This window comes from Parabacteroides sp. CH2-D42-20 (genome assembly GCF_003670185.1).
GTDB lineage: Bacteria > Bacteroidota > Bacteroidia > Bacteroidales > Tannerellaceae > Parabacteroides > Parabacteroides distasonis.
Genome location: NZ_RAYG01000002.1, coordinates 97,913 through 115,339 on the forward strand (window position 1 = coordinate 97,913; position 17,427 = coordinate 115,339).

Genomic DNA, 17,427 nt, shown 5'->3' on the forward strand with positions numbered 1-17,427 from the left:
AAAGCTCTCAACCTATTGGTTGGGAGTTTTTTTTTATATACCTTCGCTACCCGATAGTATCCTAAGATTTTTATTATACACTTAAATTATATCATGAAAAGTAAAAAGACCGTCTTTCTGACCGGAGCCACCGGGACGATGGGCCATGCCGGATTGGTCGAGTTGTCCAAGCGGCTAGATCGTTTTAATATAACACTCTTGGCTCGTCCGAGCAAAATCAATAAAGAGAAGTTGGCCACCTATGAGGCTATGGAAGGGATCCGTATCGTTTGGGGAGACTTGACGAGTTATCAAGATGTCTTAAATGGAGTAACGGGGGCGGACTACGTATTACACGTAGGTGGAATGGTTTCGCCGGCGGCGGATTATTTCCCTAAAAAGACCTTGAAAGTAAACACGACCGCCGCTCAACACATCGTGGATGCCGTAAAAGCGCAACCGAACGCAGATCAGATCAAGGTAGTCTATATCGGCTCCGTGGCGCAAACCGGCCACCGTAACGCACCGGTTCATTGGGGACGTACGGGAGATCCGATCAATATAAGTGTCTATGATCATTATGCCATCTCAAAGACAATAGCCGAACGTATTTTCGTGGAGTCGGGTATTAAACATTGGGCGTGCCTTCGCCAAACCGGTATCTTATGCCCCGAATTATTATTCAAGGGTTCGGACCCAATCACATTCCACGTACCGCTAGACGGCGTGCTGGAATGGGCTACCGCCGAGGATTCCGGTCGCTTACTAGCGAATGTATGCGAGGAGGAGGTGCCGGATGAGTTTTGGAACCGTTTCTATAATATTAGTAGCGGCCCGTCTTTCCGCCTGACGAATTATGAGTTTGAGAGTAAATTGTTAAAAGCGATTGGCTGTCCCGCCCCAGAGAAAATATTCGAACCGAACTGGTTCGCTATCCGTAATTTCCACGGACAATGGTATACCGATTCAGATCTATTGGAAGGATATCTGCATTTCCGCAGTAACCAAACTTGCGACGATTATTTTAAATGGATGGCCAGCCAAGTCCCTTGGTATTTCCACCTAGCAAAGATCGTCCCTCCTATCTTCATAAAACTGGGTATGGGAGCCATCGCTAAAAAGCCGGGACTGGGAACTCGTAACTGGATCAAGAACAGACACCAAGATCGTATATCCGCATATTTTGGCTCGTATGAGGATTGGCAAGCAATCCCGGGTTGGGATAAGATCCGGACAGAACGCCCCTCCGAAACACCCGTCTTTCTGGATCATGGTTATGATGAAAGTAAGCCTAAATCGGAATGGGATATCGAGGATATGCGTAAAGCCGCGGAATTCAGGGGAGGAAAATGCTTGTCACCGGTCATGACAAAAGGAGATTTATCGACTCCACTCGATTGGGAATGCCAATTCGGTCACCGTTTTAAGGCCTCTCCCACATTAGTATTATTAGGAGGCCATTGGTGCCCGGAATGTTTACCTCTCCCTTGGAATTACGACGAGATCGCTAAAGGAAATCCGTTCTTTGCCCAAGTATGGTATCCATTCCACGATAAAAAGGAACACAATGTATATGATGAATCCATATTCACTGACTTCAAGGAATAAAATTCAACGCATCAAGAGATTTTTGTTTTTTAGATTATTTATCTCAACGCAACATACTTTTACCGGATATTATCTGTTATAACAAGATAAGCACTATATACCATAAACATAAAAACAGATTTTATCATGACAAAAGGATCGATCGGATTAAATGCAGGAGCTATCTGGAATTTGCTTTCAGATGGCCAACATTGGAGTTTTGAGGCGTTGAGAGCAAAATCCGCTCTAACAGATGCGGATCTATGGTCCGCTATCGGTTGGCTCGCTAGAGAAAATAAGATTGAAATTGATAATACCAGCAGCCACCCTATCTTCTGTCCGGGTACCAACTTTTATTTTTAAATGACATTTATGATATTTCATTGCGAAGGATTTCACTTTCTTCGCAATGAAATCTTCAAAAAAACACTTACTTTGTAACCCTAACGAAATAAAAACAATACGATTATGAATCCTACTTTCGGAGCTTCCATTCTTTCTTGGATACCACCTATGTGGACACCAGAAGGCGGTCTTTTCGCTATCCAGCAAGCATCTGCCGCCGGTTTTGATTTACTGGAAATTTTGTTGCCTCCTTCCATGGAGTTCGATGCTCCAACCGTAAAGCGACAATTGAAACAACACGGATTGAAGGCGACTTGTTCTCTCAATCTTCCCAAAGAAGCGCATATTCCTTTTTATCCCAAGAAAGCGACTTGTCTGATCAAGGAGGCGCTGGATAAAGCGAGCGAACTGGAGGTTGATTACTTGGGAGGTGTCTTACATTCCGGCATTGGGGTCTTTTCCGGCAAACAGCGAACACGGGAAGAAGAGAATACGCTTTGTGAGGTATGGGCGGAGGTTGCCGAATACGCCGCCCGATCTGGAATCACGATCGGTATCGAGCCGATCAATCGCTATGAAAGTTATATGTGTACCTCTGCGGAGGAAGTCCTGCGCTTTATCAAACGCGTAAACGCACCGAATTTGTCTTTGCATCTGGATACTTTCCATATGAATATAGAAGAGACGAGTTTTTATGAACCGGTTATTGCGGCTGGCAACCGGCTTCGCCATATTCACATGACTGAAAGTGACCGGGGAATGCTGGGTGAGGGAAACGTACGCTGGGATGATTTGTTCCGGGGACTACAGGAAATCGATTTCAATGGGAATTTAGTTTTGGAGAATTTCTCCAATTCTGTTCCCGGTATGGCGGAAGCCGTATCTTTGTGGCGTCCGTCTAAATACAATGCCGATGCCTTAGCCAAAGGCAGTCTCGCCTTCATGCGTAAGATGGCACGCGAATATCAATAAAGCATCAATTACCGCAAGACCGCCGCAGTATTACCGCACGGCGGTTGCAGTAATGTCATGTCAAATGAGATGGTAGCATCAATCTTATCATTTAAATAGCTGCTGAACGACAGCGCTATCCCCGTCATTCGGAGCAGGTTGTATATTCAATAAACGGGCAATCATCAAGTAAAGGTTCACGTTCGCCATTTGCGGGACCTCCTCATGTCTCTTGAACGAGGGACCTGCCGCATAGAATATGGCCTCCATCTCCGGCGTAAAATTATCGTAACCATGTGTCGCCGCATAACGGGGAGATGATTTCTCTCGGAATTCTACATACGTTCCAATATGTGGAGAAACAACTAAGTCACTAACTCGAGGATTCTTTCCGTAAACAAATTTCTCAGGAATCTCGTTTTTCTTCCATACGGTTATATTCGGCACTTTCTGTAAAATCGCATAGGCAGTATCCACATAGGTTTTCTTGGGATATAATAATGTAGGAACGCCATCAAAAACACAATCGAAACTATCCCGGGGTAGATAATCATTCAAGTTCACATATTTCTCGGGATAATAGGTGGCCATTCCATGATCCGAAAGAACGATAAAATCGATCTTATCGAAAATATCCAACTGACGGGCTTCCGTGAAGAAATGATTCAAGACTTTATCCAAGTTCTCCACCACATCCAAGGTCGCCGACGAATCCGGGGTAGCGGAATGACCTATCGCATCCGGTTCTTCCATATACCACATAATCAAATGAGGACGCACATCTTCCGGCAACTTCAGCCAAGAGATCACGGAATCAGCACGATCTGAAAAAGGAACCGATTTATCAAACGGCTTCCATATTGAAGGCTGGCCACTCTCTAAAGGCACCTCACTACCTACCCAATAGAACGAGGCGGTACGAACCCCTTGGCGTTCCGCCGTATTCCAAATAGGTTCTCCACCATAAAATTGCGGATCAAGATTTCCCATCCGGTATGAGCTATCAAGCTCCGCGTCATAAAAGAAATTATTTACCAAACCATGGTGATCCGGATGCAATCCGGTAGCCATGCTATAATGATTCGGGAAAGTCACGCTGGGATAACACGGGCGAAACGTGGAGCGAACCCCTACATTCGCCAAAGAATCCAACGTCGGAGTATGAGCACGTGAGGGATAATCAGAGCGGAAACCGTCCATTGATAAAACTACGACATAACGATCCGATTGTTTTTTCGTTTGGCAACCGGTAAAAGCCAATGAACAAATACAAAAGAAACTAACGAGTAAGAACTCAATACGATTATTCCACATATCATTAAATTAAAAAAGAGGTCCACAAAGATAGTGAACCTCTTCTAATTATTAAATTTTATCTAATGAAAGATTTTTCTTTTAGAAGATATACTTGATACCGAATTGCATCTGCCAACGAGACACATCGTTCAAATTATCCTTGAAGGTCTCATCCAAATCTTTCGCCATCGTATACTTCAACGTATAGTTGTTCGCCGCACTCGGGCCTTGTCCTTTCGGGATCGTCAAGAACTGATATTGCTGATTACCCAAAACGGTTGTTTGTACCACACCCCAATTACGATTCAACAAATTCAAGAAGTTAGCGATATTGAAACTAAAGCGCAAGGTATGTGAGCGACCATTCTTCTGGTAAATCTTTATATCATGAGAAACGCTCAAATCCAATTGATTCGCGAACGGAGCGATAGCACCGTTACGTTCGGCATACTCACCTCTATGTTTGCTCAAATAAGGATCTTGCTCGATAAAGGCATTCATCGCTTTCCATGCATCTTCTTGGCTATCGAAATCGCCCGGTAACAAATGATCTTTTACCTCGTCAAAATTCGCGGGGATATACATCAAGTCATTGGAGAACTGAGAATCGCCATTCGCATCACCATTATAACAATAAGAATAACGGAACGGACGATAACGCTGATAGATCAAACCAAAACTTGTTGCCGCATACTTACTCCAATTAGCCGTATAAGAAGCGGACAATAACAAACGACCATCAAAAGAACCTGCCGTATAACCTACTTCTTCCGCATTTCCGTCCAAGGCCGCACGGTACTTCCAAGCGGAAGTCGCCACAGACGATGTTCCGTCTGTTACACCTCTAGACTGCCCGAAAGAGTAAGATCCATTCAAATACAATCCCTTCAGGATTCCATCAACAAAGTTTTTCTGCAACTGGAAGGTCGTATAAAGCGAATGTCCTTTGCTGGTATTACGCAGCATCACGACATGATTCGCGGCCTTTTGATTTCCTTCCCTATCGCTATAATAGCCATTATAATATGGACGTGCGTTACCCGCTCCACCGTCATTTACAAATTGCTCGGTCCGATACAATCCGATATTGTCATGATAAATAGCGTTAATGTCTTTTGAGTACAGCAACTCTACGGTAGCTACCCAGCCATCACCAAACTTATAATCGGCAGCGATATTACTTTTCCATAAGCTCGGATATTTAAAGTCCGGATCCGTAATCGCTATATCCGAACGGGTAGCGCTACCTTCAGCCGGTTTATAAGTATCCATATTTCCGGTAAAACCTAGTGAAGGTCTGCCGTCGCTAATGATATTGTCATTTTTATCCTTTACCGCCCGAACATTTAGGTCACCAAACAAAACACCATTGTTGCCGGCTTGATTACTGATCCATACATAAGGAGGAGTACCTGTGAAGAGTCCCGTACCACCACGTATCTGCAAGCTTCCATTCTCATCGTCAAACGGTTTGTAATTAAAACCGAACCGAGGAGAGAACTGAGGTTTGGCGTTCGGATATTTAGAAACATCGATCTTGATGCCATCCCGATAGGTCTCGGCGGCGACTTTATCATTTGACTGCAAATCAGTCATAAAGAACGGAACATCGATACGTAAACCTAACGTCAAGTTCAATTTATCACTTACCGTCCACTTATCTTGGGCATACAAACCTAACTGGAATACATTTATCTCGGCGAATGGAAAATCATCCGTCATCGAATATCTTTGCGCATAGTACTGGTACCCCGTAGAAGAAGAATTCGTAATACCCGTCACATTGGAACCAAATCCAAAATCTTTCGGATTAAACTCACGGATATCAAACCCTTGTACACTTCCGTTATGAGCGGCCATGTATTGTTTTGTAGCCAATACGTTGAACTTGAAATCATCGACAGAGTTAAACACCCAAGAACCCGGATAGTTTTGAGCGAAACCATTCTTAAAGGCACGATAGTCACTTTGCGTTCCAACCGTAATCTGATGTTTGCCAAAATTCATCAAGAAATTATCCTGTATCTGCCAGATATCAGTGTTCAACTGGTTATTATAGGAGTTTGCCTCGGTTCCGAAAGTCGTATAAGCATTGTTACCACCATCCAAGATATCCACTTGCGGGAAGTAACCGCCATCCATATCGCGATAATCACGCAAACGGGAATAACCGATCTTCAAATAGTTAGACATACGGTCATTAATGGTCGTATTCAAGTCGGCCATCCAAATATTGAAGTTATTATTCGTCCGGTAGAAAGAAGAAGAGAACGGAATAGCGAACGCATTCGGTCCACGTCCGTTATTCGGCGCACCGGAAGTAGAAGGGTTATTCGTATTAAACGATTTCAAATAATAATATTTTAAGCTCAACACATTATTTGAGTTGATATTCCAGTCTAAACGAGCCGTGATTCGATCCGCTTGAGTATTTGTCTTATTCACGTCGAATTTACCCGGATTATACCCAAGCTCATCACCTAAGAAATCAGATAAACCCTGCAAGACGGTCGCATCAGCCGCTGAATTAGCGGTCGTATAAGAAATCGGTTCCTCCTGGCGATCCATCTCACCATTGATGAAAAAGAATAACTTATTCTTAATGATCGGACCGGATAAACTGATACCGTATTGGTGGTTAGAGAACTCTGAAACACCAATCGTCTCATCCTTCACACGATATCCCATCATAGACGGACTCTTCGTGTACATATATACAGAAGCATGAAACTCATTCGAACCGGATTTCGTTACGGAGTTAATACCCGCACCCGTGAATCCTCCATTTCGAACATCAAAAGGAGCGATCATCACCTGTACCTGCTCGAGCGCCTCCAAAGAAATCGGTTCCGTACCGGAAGCTCCAAGAGCAGAAGCCAGACCAAACGAGTTATTAAAGGAAGCACCGTCCACCGTTACATTATTAAAACGGTAAGAGACACCGCCAAAATTCTTACCGCTACTCATCGGAGTTAATTTCACGAAATCATCCAAAGAACGGTTAATCGTAGGCAGCTTATCCATCTTCTCACGAGTGATGATTTCCTGCGCACCTGTACGACTTCCTGAAATAATGGGGTTCTTATCCGCAACCACGACTACCTCGTCGAGAGCTTGGGTATCTTCCCGCATTACTACTTTCAGTTTCAGATCCTCACCCAAAACCAAGTTTATTCCTGTCCGGCTCTCCGTATTGTATCCAATATAAGAGAACTCTACCACATAAGGGCCTCCGATACGAAGGTTGTTAAAAGAATAAGAACCATTCGGCTGGGTAATCGTGTAGTATTCGGTACCCGTTGGCGTATGCGTAGCCTTGATATTCACTCCGATCATCGCTTCCGATGATGTATCCGTGACTTTACCACTCATACTCGCCGTCGTCACCTGAGCATGTATGGATATTCCCACGCACAACAAAAGTAACGTTAAAAGTAGATAAGTTTTCCTCATACAAGAAGTATTTATATTTAAAATAATTATAACATTTTTGTATATCGCCGCAAAGATAGGGATTAGATATCTCTTTTTGTCACAAACTATATATAATATTCATAGCATTAACATTCCTCACACAGATCTCCAGATTATTATTTTCAACCAACCACATCCATAATCCAACAATATGCAGGAAAAGCGTCTATAACTCTTTTAAATCACCGCCCAACAGGGAATATTAGTTAAGAATCATCAAATTAAAAATTTCATAAAGAGCCCTCTTGTTTTGCCAATACAAGCCATCCATCTCCGAATAAGGATATTACTCAATTCCGCCCCGTCACAGCAACTTCATGAATATGAAACAAGTATTAAATAAGAAACATATAATGATATTAAAAAATAACCCATAACTTTGCGAAAGTTTTTATTACATTAACTATTTTAAATTATGAGCAGACATTTACAGACGCTATTCCTTTTAGCTGTACTGAGTTTCTTGTTTGTCATCCCGACACAAGCGCAGGTAACAACAGCCAGTATGAGTGGAACAGTTATGTTTCAAGATGAACCCGTTATTGGTGCGACCGTTTTGGCGGTTCACGAACCTTCTGGGACAAATTATGGTACGATCACAAACGTTGACGGACGCTTTTCCTTACAAGGTATGCGTACAGGAGGTCCATACAAAGTTACGATCTCTTACGTTGGTTATCAATCTGCCGTTTATTCCGGCATTACCCTGCAATTGGGAGAGAACTACAACTTGAATGTTAAGTTGAAAGAATCTTCCGAGACCTTGGACGAGATCGTAATCACAGCGGCGAAAACGAAGTTCAATACGGAAAAGACGGGTGCGACAACCAATATCTCCTCGTCACAGATCACCTCTTTACCCACCATTAACCGTAGTATCTCCGATATCGCACGCCTTTCTCCTTATGCCTCCGACATGAGTTTTGCCGGTGGCGATGGCCGTTCCACGAACTTTACGGTAGATGGAGCGAACTTTAATAACAACTTCGGCCTTTCGGATAATCTTCCCGGAGGCGGTAACCCGATCTCCATGGACGCTATCGAGGAAGTACAAGTGGTAATCGCCCCGTTCGATGTCCGCCAGACAAACTTCATTGGTGGCGGTATCAACGCTATCACCAAATCCGGTACAAACACATTCAAAGGTTCCGCTTACACTTACTTCCAGAACCAGAATATGCGAGGAAACTCAATCGATGGAGAAGACTTGGGCGCACGTGCTAAGGAATCCAAAACGATTTACGGAGCTACGTTCGGCGGTCCGATCATCAAGAATAAATTATTCTTCTTCGCCAATGTAGAAGTGGAAAAACAACCACAACAAGTGATCAAATGGAGAGCTCGTACTGAAGGAGAGCAACCGGACGAGAATAACTACATATCTCGCACTACACTCTCCGACATGCAAAAGGTATCCGATTTCTTAAGAGATAAATATGGTTATGATACAGGATCAGCCACGAACTTCCCCGCAGACGAAAAGAATTTGAAATTGCTAGGTCGTATCGACTGGAATATCACGAATGGCCATAAATTGAGCGTACGGTACAACTATACAAAGAATACCGCATGGAACGCTCCCAACGCTAACTCTATGGATGGTGGTTCCGGCTCTCGTCTGTATAATACAAGCCGTGTAGGTTACCAATCCATGTCTTTTGCCAACAGCATGTATTCCCAAGACAATAAAGTGTCTTCCGTATCCGCTGATTTGAACAGTCGCTTCTCGGATAAGATTTCCAATCAGTTACTTTTCACTTATACGGATATCGAGGATATGCGCGGAACCAACTCTTCCCCTTTCCCCTTCATTGATATCTTGGCAGGTAAAGATGCGGAAGGTAACCAAATCATGGAGCCTTATATGAGTGCCGGATATGAATTATTTACTTACAACAACGGCGTGAAGAACAAGATCACAAGTGTTATCGATAACTTCACTTACTTTGCCGGCGACCATAAGATCACAGCTGGTATCAGTTTCGAGCACCAACTTGCTAGCAATGCTTATATGCGCAACGGCACGGGATATTATCGTTACAGCAGCTTAGATGATTTCTTGAACGGTGCCGCTCCTGAAACGTTCGCATGGACATACGGTTACAACGGTGTTTCCGACCCGAAAGCTCAGGTTACTTTTAACCAGATCGGATTCTACGCACAGGATGAGTGGAACATTCGCCCGAACGTGAAGTTAACTTATGGTATACGTTTCGATGATTTAATTTTCGACAATAGCGATCTTCAAAGAAACGACGCAATCTACGATCTTGATTTCGGAGGCAAACATATCGACACCGGTAAATGGCCTAAGTCTAGAATGCAAATATCCCCTCGTGTAGGTTTCGTTTGGGATGTGTTCAAGGATAATTCCTTAAAAGTACGTGGTGGTACAGGTATATTTACCGGACGTTTACCCTTGGTATTCTTTACGAATATGCCGACAAACTCGAATATGGTACAAAATGCCGTAGTATTCGGCACAAAATATGAGAATGGAATTGCGGTAAGTCATGATTCCCGTCTGGATCAATTGGCTGGCGGCATGATTACGAATGTAGACGATGCGATCAAGAAATTCGGCCTTCCTACCACGATAGAGAATCCGGTTGCCGGTTCTAAGATCTCTGGCGTAAAGGACAACTTCAAGATGCCACAAATATGGAAAACCTCCTTGGCTGTAGATTATCAGCTCCCAACTTCCTTCCCATTATCCGTAACCGGCGAGTTCATCTATAACAAGAACATCAATGCCGTAACCCTTGAGAATATCAACATCAAGGACCCGTCAAATTGGGAACATTTTAACGGAGCAGATAACCGTTTGATTTATCCATCTGATTATACGTATGTATCCGGTAAGAATGCGGTTGTATTAACTAACACATCCAAAGGACATGGTTATACCGCCAATGTTACGGTTAACGCTCAACCCGTAGAGGATTTGAACATGATGTTGGCTTATACGCACACGGAATCCAAAGAAATTTCCGGTCTTCCGGGTAGCGACCCTGTATCTACATGGCAGGGAATGTTAACGATAGACGGACCGAATTTCGCGACCGTACAACGTTCACGGTATGTAGTGCCCGACAAGGTAATCGCAGCGGTCAATTACAATCTACCCTTCCGCCATAAAGGTCTGCTCAGAAAAACAAGCTTAAATCTGTTCTATTCCGGTTATTCCGCTTCCGGATATAGCTTCGCTTATACAAATGATATGAATGGTGACGGTATCAATAATGATATGATGTATATCCCGAAAGATGATAGTGAAATCAAATTCAAGAATGAAGCAGATAGAACCGCTTTCTGGAACTTCGTAGACCAAGATTCTTATTTAAAGAATCACAAGGGAGAATACGCTGAGGCTTATGCCGCACGTGCACCTTGGGTACATCGTTTCGACCTTCGTATAACGGAAGATTTCTCATTCAAGGCAGGTAAAACCGAACATCATTTCCAATTGAGCCTTGATTTCATGAATATCGGTAATATGATCAACTCGAAATGGGGTGTAATGAAGAACGCATCTTCTTCCAACGGTTGCCGTATCTTGAAATATGAAGGTATGGATGATAATAAGACTCCAATTTTCTCCATGTATAAGATCAATGGTGAATATCCGACCGAGACTTATTCTTATAACCGTATCTATACTGAATGCTGGAAAATGCAGGTTGGTATCCGTTACATCTTTAATTAATCAAGAGATATAACTCCATAAAAAAGGCGGGGAACAAATTTTCCCGCCTTTTCTATTTCATCATATATCCTCTCCTCCTCGCAAGGCATCCGCTATATCTTGATGCCGCTGGGCTAATTCGTCCTCTCCGATCGCCCGGAAACCCTCCGCCAGATATTCGTGGGAAGCCGCATGTTTAGGCTTGATACTTATCGCCTGCTGGAAATCCAGAATAGCTTCATCGTAATATTTGAGCTTCAATAGGCATTTTCCACGGTTATAGCGGGCCTTAAAAGATTTCGGACTTAATTTTACCGCTTTGTTTAAACAAACCTGAGCGTCGTAGTCCTCACCTATATCCAATAAAGTAACCCCTTTGCGTACCCAAGCTTCCACATAATTCGGATTCAAATTCAAGGCTTTATCAAAACAACGAATAGCGGCATTCGCGTCATGGGCCTTCGTTATGCACTCGTTACCCATCAAGTAATATTCATGCGCATACTCTTTCTGGGTCTCACGAAGCAAATGCAATTCTTCCCTCAGAGCCTTAATCTGTGCCTTTTGACTATTCAACGCTTGCAATTTCAAACGAAGCAGCCGTTGCACCATCGGATTATCCAATTCATTCCGTTTAGATACGGCGGCGGCAAAAGCCTCGACCGCCTCTTTCATATTACCCTGCCGAAAACCCTGAGCCGCCCGACCATATTGCAATTCCGCCTCGCTCTCTTTGATACTTTTCTCTATTAATGCTTGGTTATTGAATATTTGGCTGAATTCTACGATCTCTTTCCGGATAAAGATATCCCGGGAAGAGATCTTGCTTTTTAGCACCAATCCTTCCAATGAAGTACAACGACTCAACGCCACATAGGTTTGTCCCCCGGCGAATACCCCTCCGGTCAAATCAACTACCACCCGGCTAAAAGTCAAGCCTTGACTCTTATGCACCGTGATCGCCCAAGCCAAACGAATCGGCAATTGTTCGAACGTACCGACAATCTCTTCCTCGATCCGTTTCTCTTTCTCGTTATATTTGTATTTATAATTTCGCCATGAGGTAGGTTCGACCAAATGCTCTACACCGCTCTCCAGCAAGACATAAACATTTCCATTCTCATCGATACCCGATACCATACCGATCGTCCCGTTCACCCAACGACGCTCATAATCATTATCGATAAAAATAACCTGCGCCTGTTCCTTGATGGATAAATTCAGCTGGGTAGGTAGTGAGGATTCCGGAAAATCCCCCTCGATCTTTCCCACGGAGACGTACTCTTCTCCGGGAAGCTCGGCCAACTTCTTCTCATTGATAAAATCAACCTGATCCCGGCGAGTGGCCAACGTGATATACATATCCTCATTCTGAGGCTCGAAAGACGGAAAATAACGACCGTTCAACGTATCCAACTCTTGTTTTCTAGCGGCATTATTACGAATCCGATCCAATATATTGATAAAAACAGAATCGGTCTGGCGATACACTTTTTGCAACTCGATCGGCACTAAATTAATGTCCTTGAACACACGAGCCGAGAAAAAGAAAGGGCTCGCATAGAACAAACTCAATATCTCTTTTTGATCCGACGGAACAACCGGTTCCAACTGGAAGACATCTCCCACGAACAATAGCTGCTTTCCGCCAAAAGGCAATCGCATATTACCGGAATAGACCCTCAAGATACGATCTACACAATCAATAATATCCGCCCTCACCATCGATATCTCGTCAATGATGATCAAATCGACCTCCGCGATAATTTTCCGTTTCTCCTTCGGATACTTGAAAAACTCAAAGATACGACCATGAGACAAACTTAAATCCGGATCATCCGGCAACATCGGCCGAAAAGGGAGCTTGAAAAAGGAATGCAAGGTAACGCCGCCCGCATTTATGGCCGCTATTCCGGTAGGAGCCAGCACCACATACTTTTTCTTCGTATGATTGCAAATATACTTCAAAAAAGTAGACTTGCCGGTCCCTGCTTTCCCTGTCAGGAAAACAGACTGGCGAGTGTGGGTGATCAGTTGCAAGGCATCCTGAAACTCCTTATTGTTCGTGTCTAACTGAAAGTCCAAGTATATAATTTTTAGATGAGACAAAGCTATGAAAATATTTACAGATCACTCTAATAATATCCCTCAAAATATTTGGCAGTCTCCATAAAAATCACTTATTTTGTGATATCAAATTAATATCAAAAACAAATCATCATGAAAGCAACCGAAAAGACATTCAACGGACTGAGAATCTCGGGGTTTATTGCCCTTTTTCTCCTATTGGCTCTATCGGGTCTCTGCTGCTATTTAATCGCAGGCACCAACGAGACTTGGAGCGTAATCACCGGCATCGTCGGACTCTGCCTGTTAGTGGTTTGTTTATTGGGATTCATGGAAATCGAACCCAACAATGCCCGAGTAATGCTCTTTTTCGGAAAATATAAAGGGACAATTACTGATAACGGATTTTTCTGGGTCAATCCACTTTACAGCAAAAAGAAAATCACGTTACGTGCCCGTAACTTAGATGTCCCTCCTATCAAGGTTAACGATAAGGTCGGTAATCCGGTTATGATCGGGGCCGTGATGGTATGGAAAGTCAAGGATACTTATAAAGCGATGTTCGACATCGATTCTTCGTCCATTAGTATCTCCTCGAATAAATCATTCATATCACTGGGAGAATCCTCTGAATTATCCCAACGAATGCAGAATTATGAGAATTTCGTGCAGATACAAAGTGACGCCGCCATCCGTAAGATAGCTGGCATGTATGCCTATGATTATAACGAGAGCAAAGATCCCGTCACCTTACGATCCGATGACGGGGAGGTCGCTCAAAAACTGGAGGAGGAATTAAACAGTCGTTTGGCAATAGCAGGCATTGAGGTATTGGAAGCTCGTATCAATTACTTAGCGTATGCTTCCGAGATCGCCGGAGTCATGTTACGCCGCCAGCAAGCGGAAGCCATTATCGCCGCAAGAGAACGGATCGTGGAGGGAGCGGTCAGCATGGTTCGACTCGCCTTGAACAAACTGGATCAAGACAATGTTGTGGAATTGGATGAGGAACGGAAGGCCGCAATGGTTAGCAACCTGTTGGTTGTCCTTTGCGCTGACGAGGCAGCGCAACCTGTCGTAAATACCGGGACCCTACATCATTAATGTAAGAATTTAATATTAATACTAGTATATGGCCAAAAAAGATAATACTGTCAAAAGCTTCATCCTTCGGGTGGACGCTGATATGATGGAAGCTATCGAAGCTTGGGCTGCGGACGAATTTCGCAGCACCAATGGCCAAATCCAGTACATTCTGGACCAAGCCTTACGAAAGGCAGGACGGTTGAAGAAGAAAAGACTGCCCCGGCCACAAAACGACGACAAGTCATAAAAAAAGCCTGATCTTTCGATCAGGCTTTTTTATTAACGGCTAATGAACAGCCAAGCATCTTTATACTTTTCTATTTTTCGAAGTGTCGCCATGTAGCTCTCGGCATCCGCCCGGTTATTAAACTTATCCGCATAAATACGATATTTACCATCACGAACCACCTTGCTTACATTCTTACATTGCGTGCGGTCTACACCGGATATATACTCATTCGCCTGCTCCTCTGTCGGGAAACTCGCTATTACGATATGATACATCTTTTTCGTCGCCACGAGTTCCGCTTTCGGAGCGGGGACAGCGACTTCTTTCCTTACCTCAGGGGCAGAAGGCGCTTTGGCAATCTCAGTCTCCTTAGTCGCTTCTATTTTGGGAGTTACCTCCGCTACCATCTCGTCCACTTGAGATATTTGAATTTCCTCCGGCTGAGAAATAGGTTCCTCGAACCTATAATTTATCATCTCCGTAGGAACAAAACTAGCTGTATAAGCGGACAGGTTTACTTCTTTCACCGGAGTTGAAACCACAAAGAATAATGCGACAGCAGCAGCTGATGCCGCGACAACCCGGATCAACTTACGACTAACCGGGATATAGAACACATCTTTCTTTTTCTTACCCGTAAGTAAAGTAACCTCTTCCCGCTCTTCCTCCAACGATCGCAAAACCGGAAAATGAAACGATGATAAACCATACGAATCCGCATTGAATACCCCAGAATCGCCCGGCGTAAAAATGGTCTGCCCTTCCTCTCCTATAGAGAAAGTCCCGATTCTCCCCAATGTTATCCGCTTGTCTTGTTCCAAAGAAACATTCAAAGCCTCGATATCCTCTTCCAGCATCAACTGAGCTTTCCGGTAATCAACGCCATACGTCTGCATATATGACTCGCAAAGCAAGCCGTCTGTATGCTGTAGCGTGACATTAAACATAACCTCTTTACGCATCGGCCGGAACAAATGTTCCTCTTCCTGATACGTCGCCGGCAAAGTTTGCAGCACGAAACCACCAAACTTCGGCAAGATCACACAATCGTGCGTCAACAACAAGCGTTCAATATGTGTTATTATCCTTAACATAGAGACAAAGGTAAATATCTTTATAGAAATAACAAAAAAAGAGCACTTTTTTCCTTTGAAATGACCCGGAAAATTATATGCATGACATTCTCATTTCAAAATCCACATGACACCCATATAGTCATCCGACCCTCCATACTGGTCGCTAATTGATTTTGAGACATTATCCATATTGTAATCCAACTCTTCCGATGGATACATCCATCTTAACGGCATTTTATCAGAAGGTATATTCCTATTCGATTTCGGATTTATCGGAATATTCGGTACACCTGTCCTACGATATTCAAAGAAAGCATTGTAAGGTGTTTGAAGAAACGTCAATATGTACTTTTGCCAAATAATCTGACTCAACTGTTCTTGAAAATCACTAGCGAACTTAACGCCTTGGTTTCCGAGATATTCTTGAATATAGACATCTGTTATTTTTCGATTATGATGGAACATAACATCATCGGGTGTATTATCCGCCACAAACCGCATTGAAGAACGAACGCCTTCCTCATAATACTCTTTGGGACTTTTTGAGATAAAACCTCTCAGAGCCATCTCAGCCAGTATAAAATTTTGTTCTTGATAACTCAAGAAAAATACAGGCTCGCCCTCCGGCAGTTCCTCGTAGCGATCATTTATTTGAGAAACAGTTCCCCCACTCACAAAAGTCAAGATCTCAGACTCCGGTAAGGTCGGGTCAACTCCACCATAAGCATCCCATTCCGAGGGATCCAACTTGGCCTCTTCTGAGCTCGGTGTCGGTTTCGCATAATAAAATAAACGATAATCTTTCAAGGCTTTCAATTTATCAACAAAAAGATTAGTCATCCTGTCATTATTCACAAAACTATTAATTTCCTTAAAATAAGGATATTTCTGTCCAGCCTTATTAGAGTACACAACTTGGAAATTATCCGCACTCGACTCAAAAACAGGTCTGTTATTGATAATCTCATTGATTCTTTCCCGAACCTTTAAATCCGGATCATCGACCTTTTTATACAAATTAAGAAGCAACTTCAATTGCATAACATTCACAGCCTTACGCCATTTCGTCACATCCCCTCCATAAATATAATCACCCTCAAAATTAGTGCCAGCACTAAAGAGACGGTCCGCCTCATCCAATTCATTCAATAACCCGAGAAAAACATCTTTTTGAGAGTCATATTTCGGGAAATACACCTCTTCATCCTCAGCTCTTAAAGCTTCAGAATAAGGTATGTCCCCCACTTGCATTGTCAAATTGAAGAAAAAGAAAACCCGTACGAAATGAGACAATGCCGTATAGGAGTTTTTCAACTCATCATTCGTCGCAAAATCAATCATCTTCGAGGCATTCCGCAAATCTCTCAAAGCATCATAATTCGCTCCACCCAACAAATTGAATGCCAGATCTATATCATTAGCCTCTGTCCACGACAAATACTTAGCTAACAATTCATCCCGGATAAAATCCTTTCCATTCCCATTTTTATAAGTGGTAATATCACGTAACAGTTCTGTTGCCAACATCGCAGATGTTACTTTGTTAGTTGAGTCGGGATTTGTATTTACGCTTTCGAAATCATCACATCCAACCATACCCAACAAAACCAGTCCGCATATCAATATATTTTTAATTTTCATACGTTTAGCTT

The 17,427-nt window shown here is 43.2% G+C and carries 11 protein-coding genes; 6 read left to right on the plus strand and 5 right to left on the minus strand.

Going from position 1 to position 17,427, the window contains the following annotated elements; all coding sequences use genetic code 11:
• Nucleotides 1–93 precede the first annotated feature (93 nt).
• The 3 genes from D7V92_RS02020 to D7V92_RS02030 all read left to right on the plus strand — a co-directional run bounded on the left by D7V92_RS02020 (nucleotide 94) and on the right by D7V92_RS02030 (nucleotide 2,883).
• A complete protein-coding gene (locus tag D7V92_RS02020; protein ID WP_121772162.1) occupies nucleotides 94–1,587 on the plus strand; it encodes an NAD(P)-dependent oxidoreductase in 1,494 nt (497 codons plus the stop codon).
• Nucleotides 1,588–1,713: 126 nt separating this feature from the next.
• Nucleotides 1,714–1,929: a winged helix-turn-helix domain-containing protein gene (locus D7V92_RS02025; protein WP_005854120.1), complete on the plus strand. Its 216-nt coding sequence runs from the start codon at nucleotides 1,714–1,716 to the stop codon at nucleotides 1,927–1,929.
• Nucleotides 1,930–2,034: 105 nt separating this feature from the next.
• Nucleotides 2,035–2,883 carry a sugar phosphate isomerase/epimerase gene (locus D7V92_RS02030; RefSeq protein ID WP_121772163.1) on the plus strand — a complete coding sequence of 283 codons (849 nt, stop codon included), beginning with the start codon at nucleotides 2,035–2,037 and terminating at the stop codon, nucleotides 2,881–2,883.
• Nucleotides 2,884–2,970: 87 nt separating this feature from the next.
• Here the strand turns inward: D7V92_RS02030 and D7V92_RS02035 are convergent, their stop codons facing one another.
• Both D7V92_RS02035 and D7V92_RS02040 read right to left on the minus strand, forming a co-directional pair.
• A complete protein-coding gene (locus tag D7V92_RS02035; protein WP_121772164.1) occupies nucleotides 2,971–4,176 on the minus strand; it encodes an ectonucleotide pyrophosphatase/phosphodiesterase in 1,206 nt (401 codons plus the stop codon).
• A gap of 81 nt (nucleotides 4,177–4,257) precedes the next feature.
• Nucleotides 4,258–7,611: a carboxypeptidase regulatory-like domain-containing protein gene (locus D7V92_RS02040; protein WP_121772165.1), complete on the minus strand. Its 3,354-nt coding sequence runs from the start codon at nucleotides 7,609–7,611 to the stop codon at nucleotides 4,258–4,260.
• Nucleotides 7,612–8,047: 436 nt separating this feature from the next.
• Here D7V92_RS02040 and D7V92_RS02045 point away from each other — a divergent pair, with 436 nt between their 5' ends.
• The gene (locus D7V92_RS02045; protein WP_005867207.1) at nucleotides 8,048–11,338 is read left to right on the plus strand and encodes a TonB-dependent receptor domain-containing protein; all 3,291 of its coding nucleotides are present in this window, start codon (nucleotides 8,048–8,050) and stop codon (nucleotides 11,336–11,338) included.
• Between the two features lie 60 nt (nucleotides 11,339–11,398).
• Here D7V92_RS02045 and D7V92_RS02050 read toward each other — a convergent pair whose 3' ends face one another.
• Nucleotides 11,399–13,402, minus strand: coding sequence for a tetratricopeptide repeat protein (locus D7V92_RS02050; protein WP_087342467.1), 2,004 nt, complete (start codon nucleotides 13,400–13,402; stop codon nucleotides 11,399–11,401).
• Nucleotides 13,403–13,537: 135 nt separating this feature from the next.
• Here D7V92_RS02050 and D7V92_RS02055 point away from each other — a divergent pair, with 135 nt between their 5' ends.
• Both D7V92_RS02055 and D7V92_RS02060 read left to right on the plus strand, forming a co-directional pair.
• Nucleotides 13,538–14,488 carry an SPFH domain-containing protein gene (locus tag D7V92_RS02055; protein WP_057326318.1) on the plus strand — a complete coding sequence of 317 codons (951 nt, stop codon included), beginning with the start codon at nucleotides 13,538–13,540 and terminating at the stop codon, nucleotides 14,486–14,488.
• Between the two features lie 28 nt (nucleotides 14,489–14,516).
• Nucleotides 14,517–14,717, plus strand: coding sequence for an Arc family DNA-binding protein (locus D7V92_RS02060; RefSeq protein ID WP_005854106.1), 201 nt, complete (start codon nucleotides 14,517–14,519; stop codon nucleotides 14,715–14,717).
• A gap of 32 nt (nucleotides 14,718–14,749) precedes the next feature.
• On the opposite strand, the gene D7V92_RS02065 is transcribed toward D7V92_RS02060, so the two are convergent.
• On the minus strand, nucleotides 14,750–15,793 hold the full coding sequence (locus D7V92_RS02065) for an SPOR domain-containing protein (protein WP_121772166.1): 1,044 nt from the start codon (nucleotides 15,791–15,793) through the stop codon (nucleotides 14,750–14,752).
• 90 nt (nucleotides 15,794–15,883) lie between these two features.
• Nucleotides 15,884–17,416 carry a SusD/RagB family nutrient-binding outer membrane lipoprotein gene (locus D7V92_RS02070; RefSeq protein WP_121772167.1) on the minus strand — a complete coding sequence of 511 codons (1,533 nt, stop codon included), beginning with the start codon at nucleotides 17,414–17,416 and terminating at the stop codon, nucleotides 15,884–15,886.
• Between the last annotated feature and the right edge of the window lie 11 nt (nucleotides 17,417–17,427).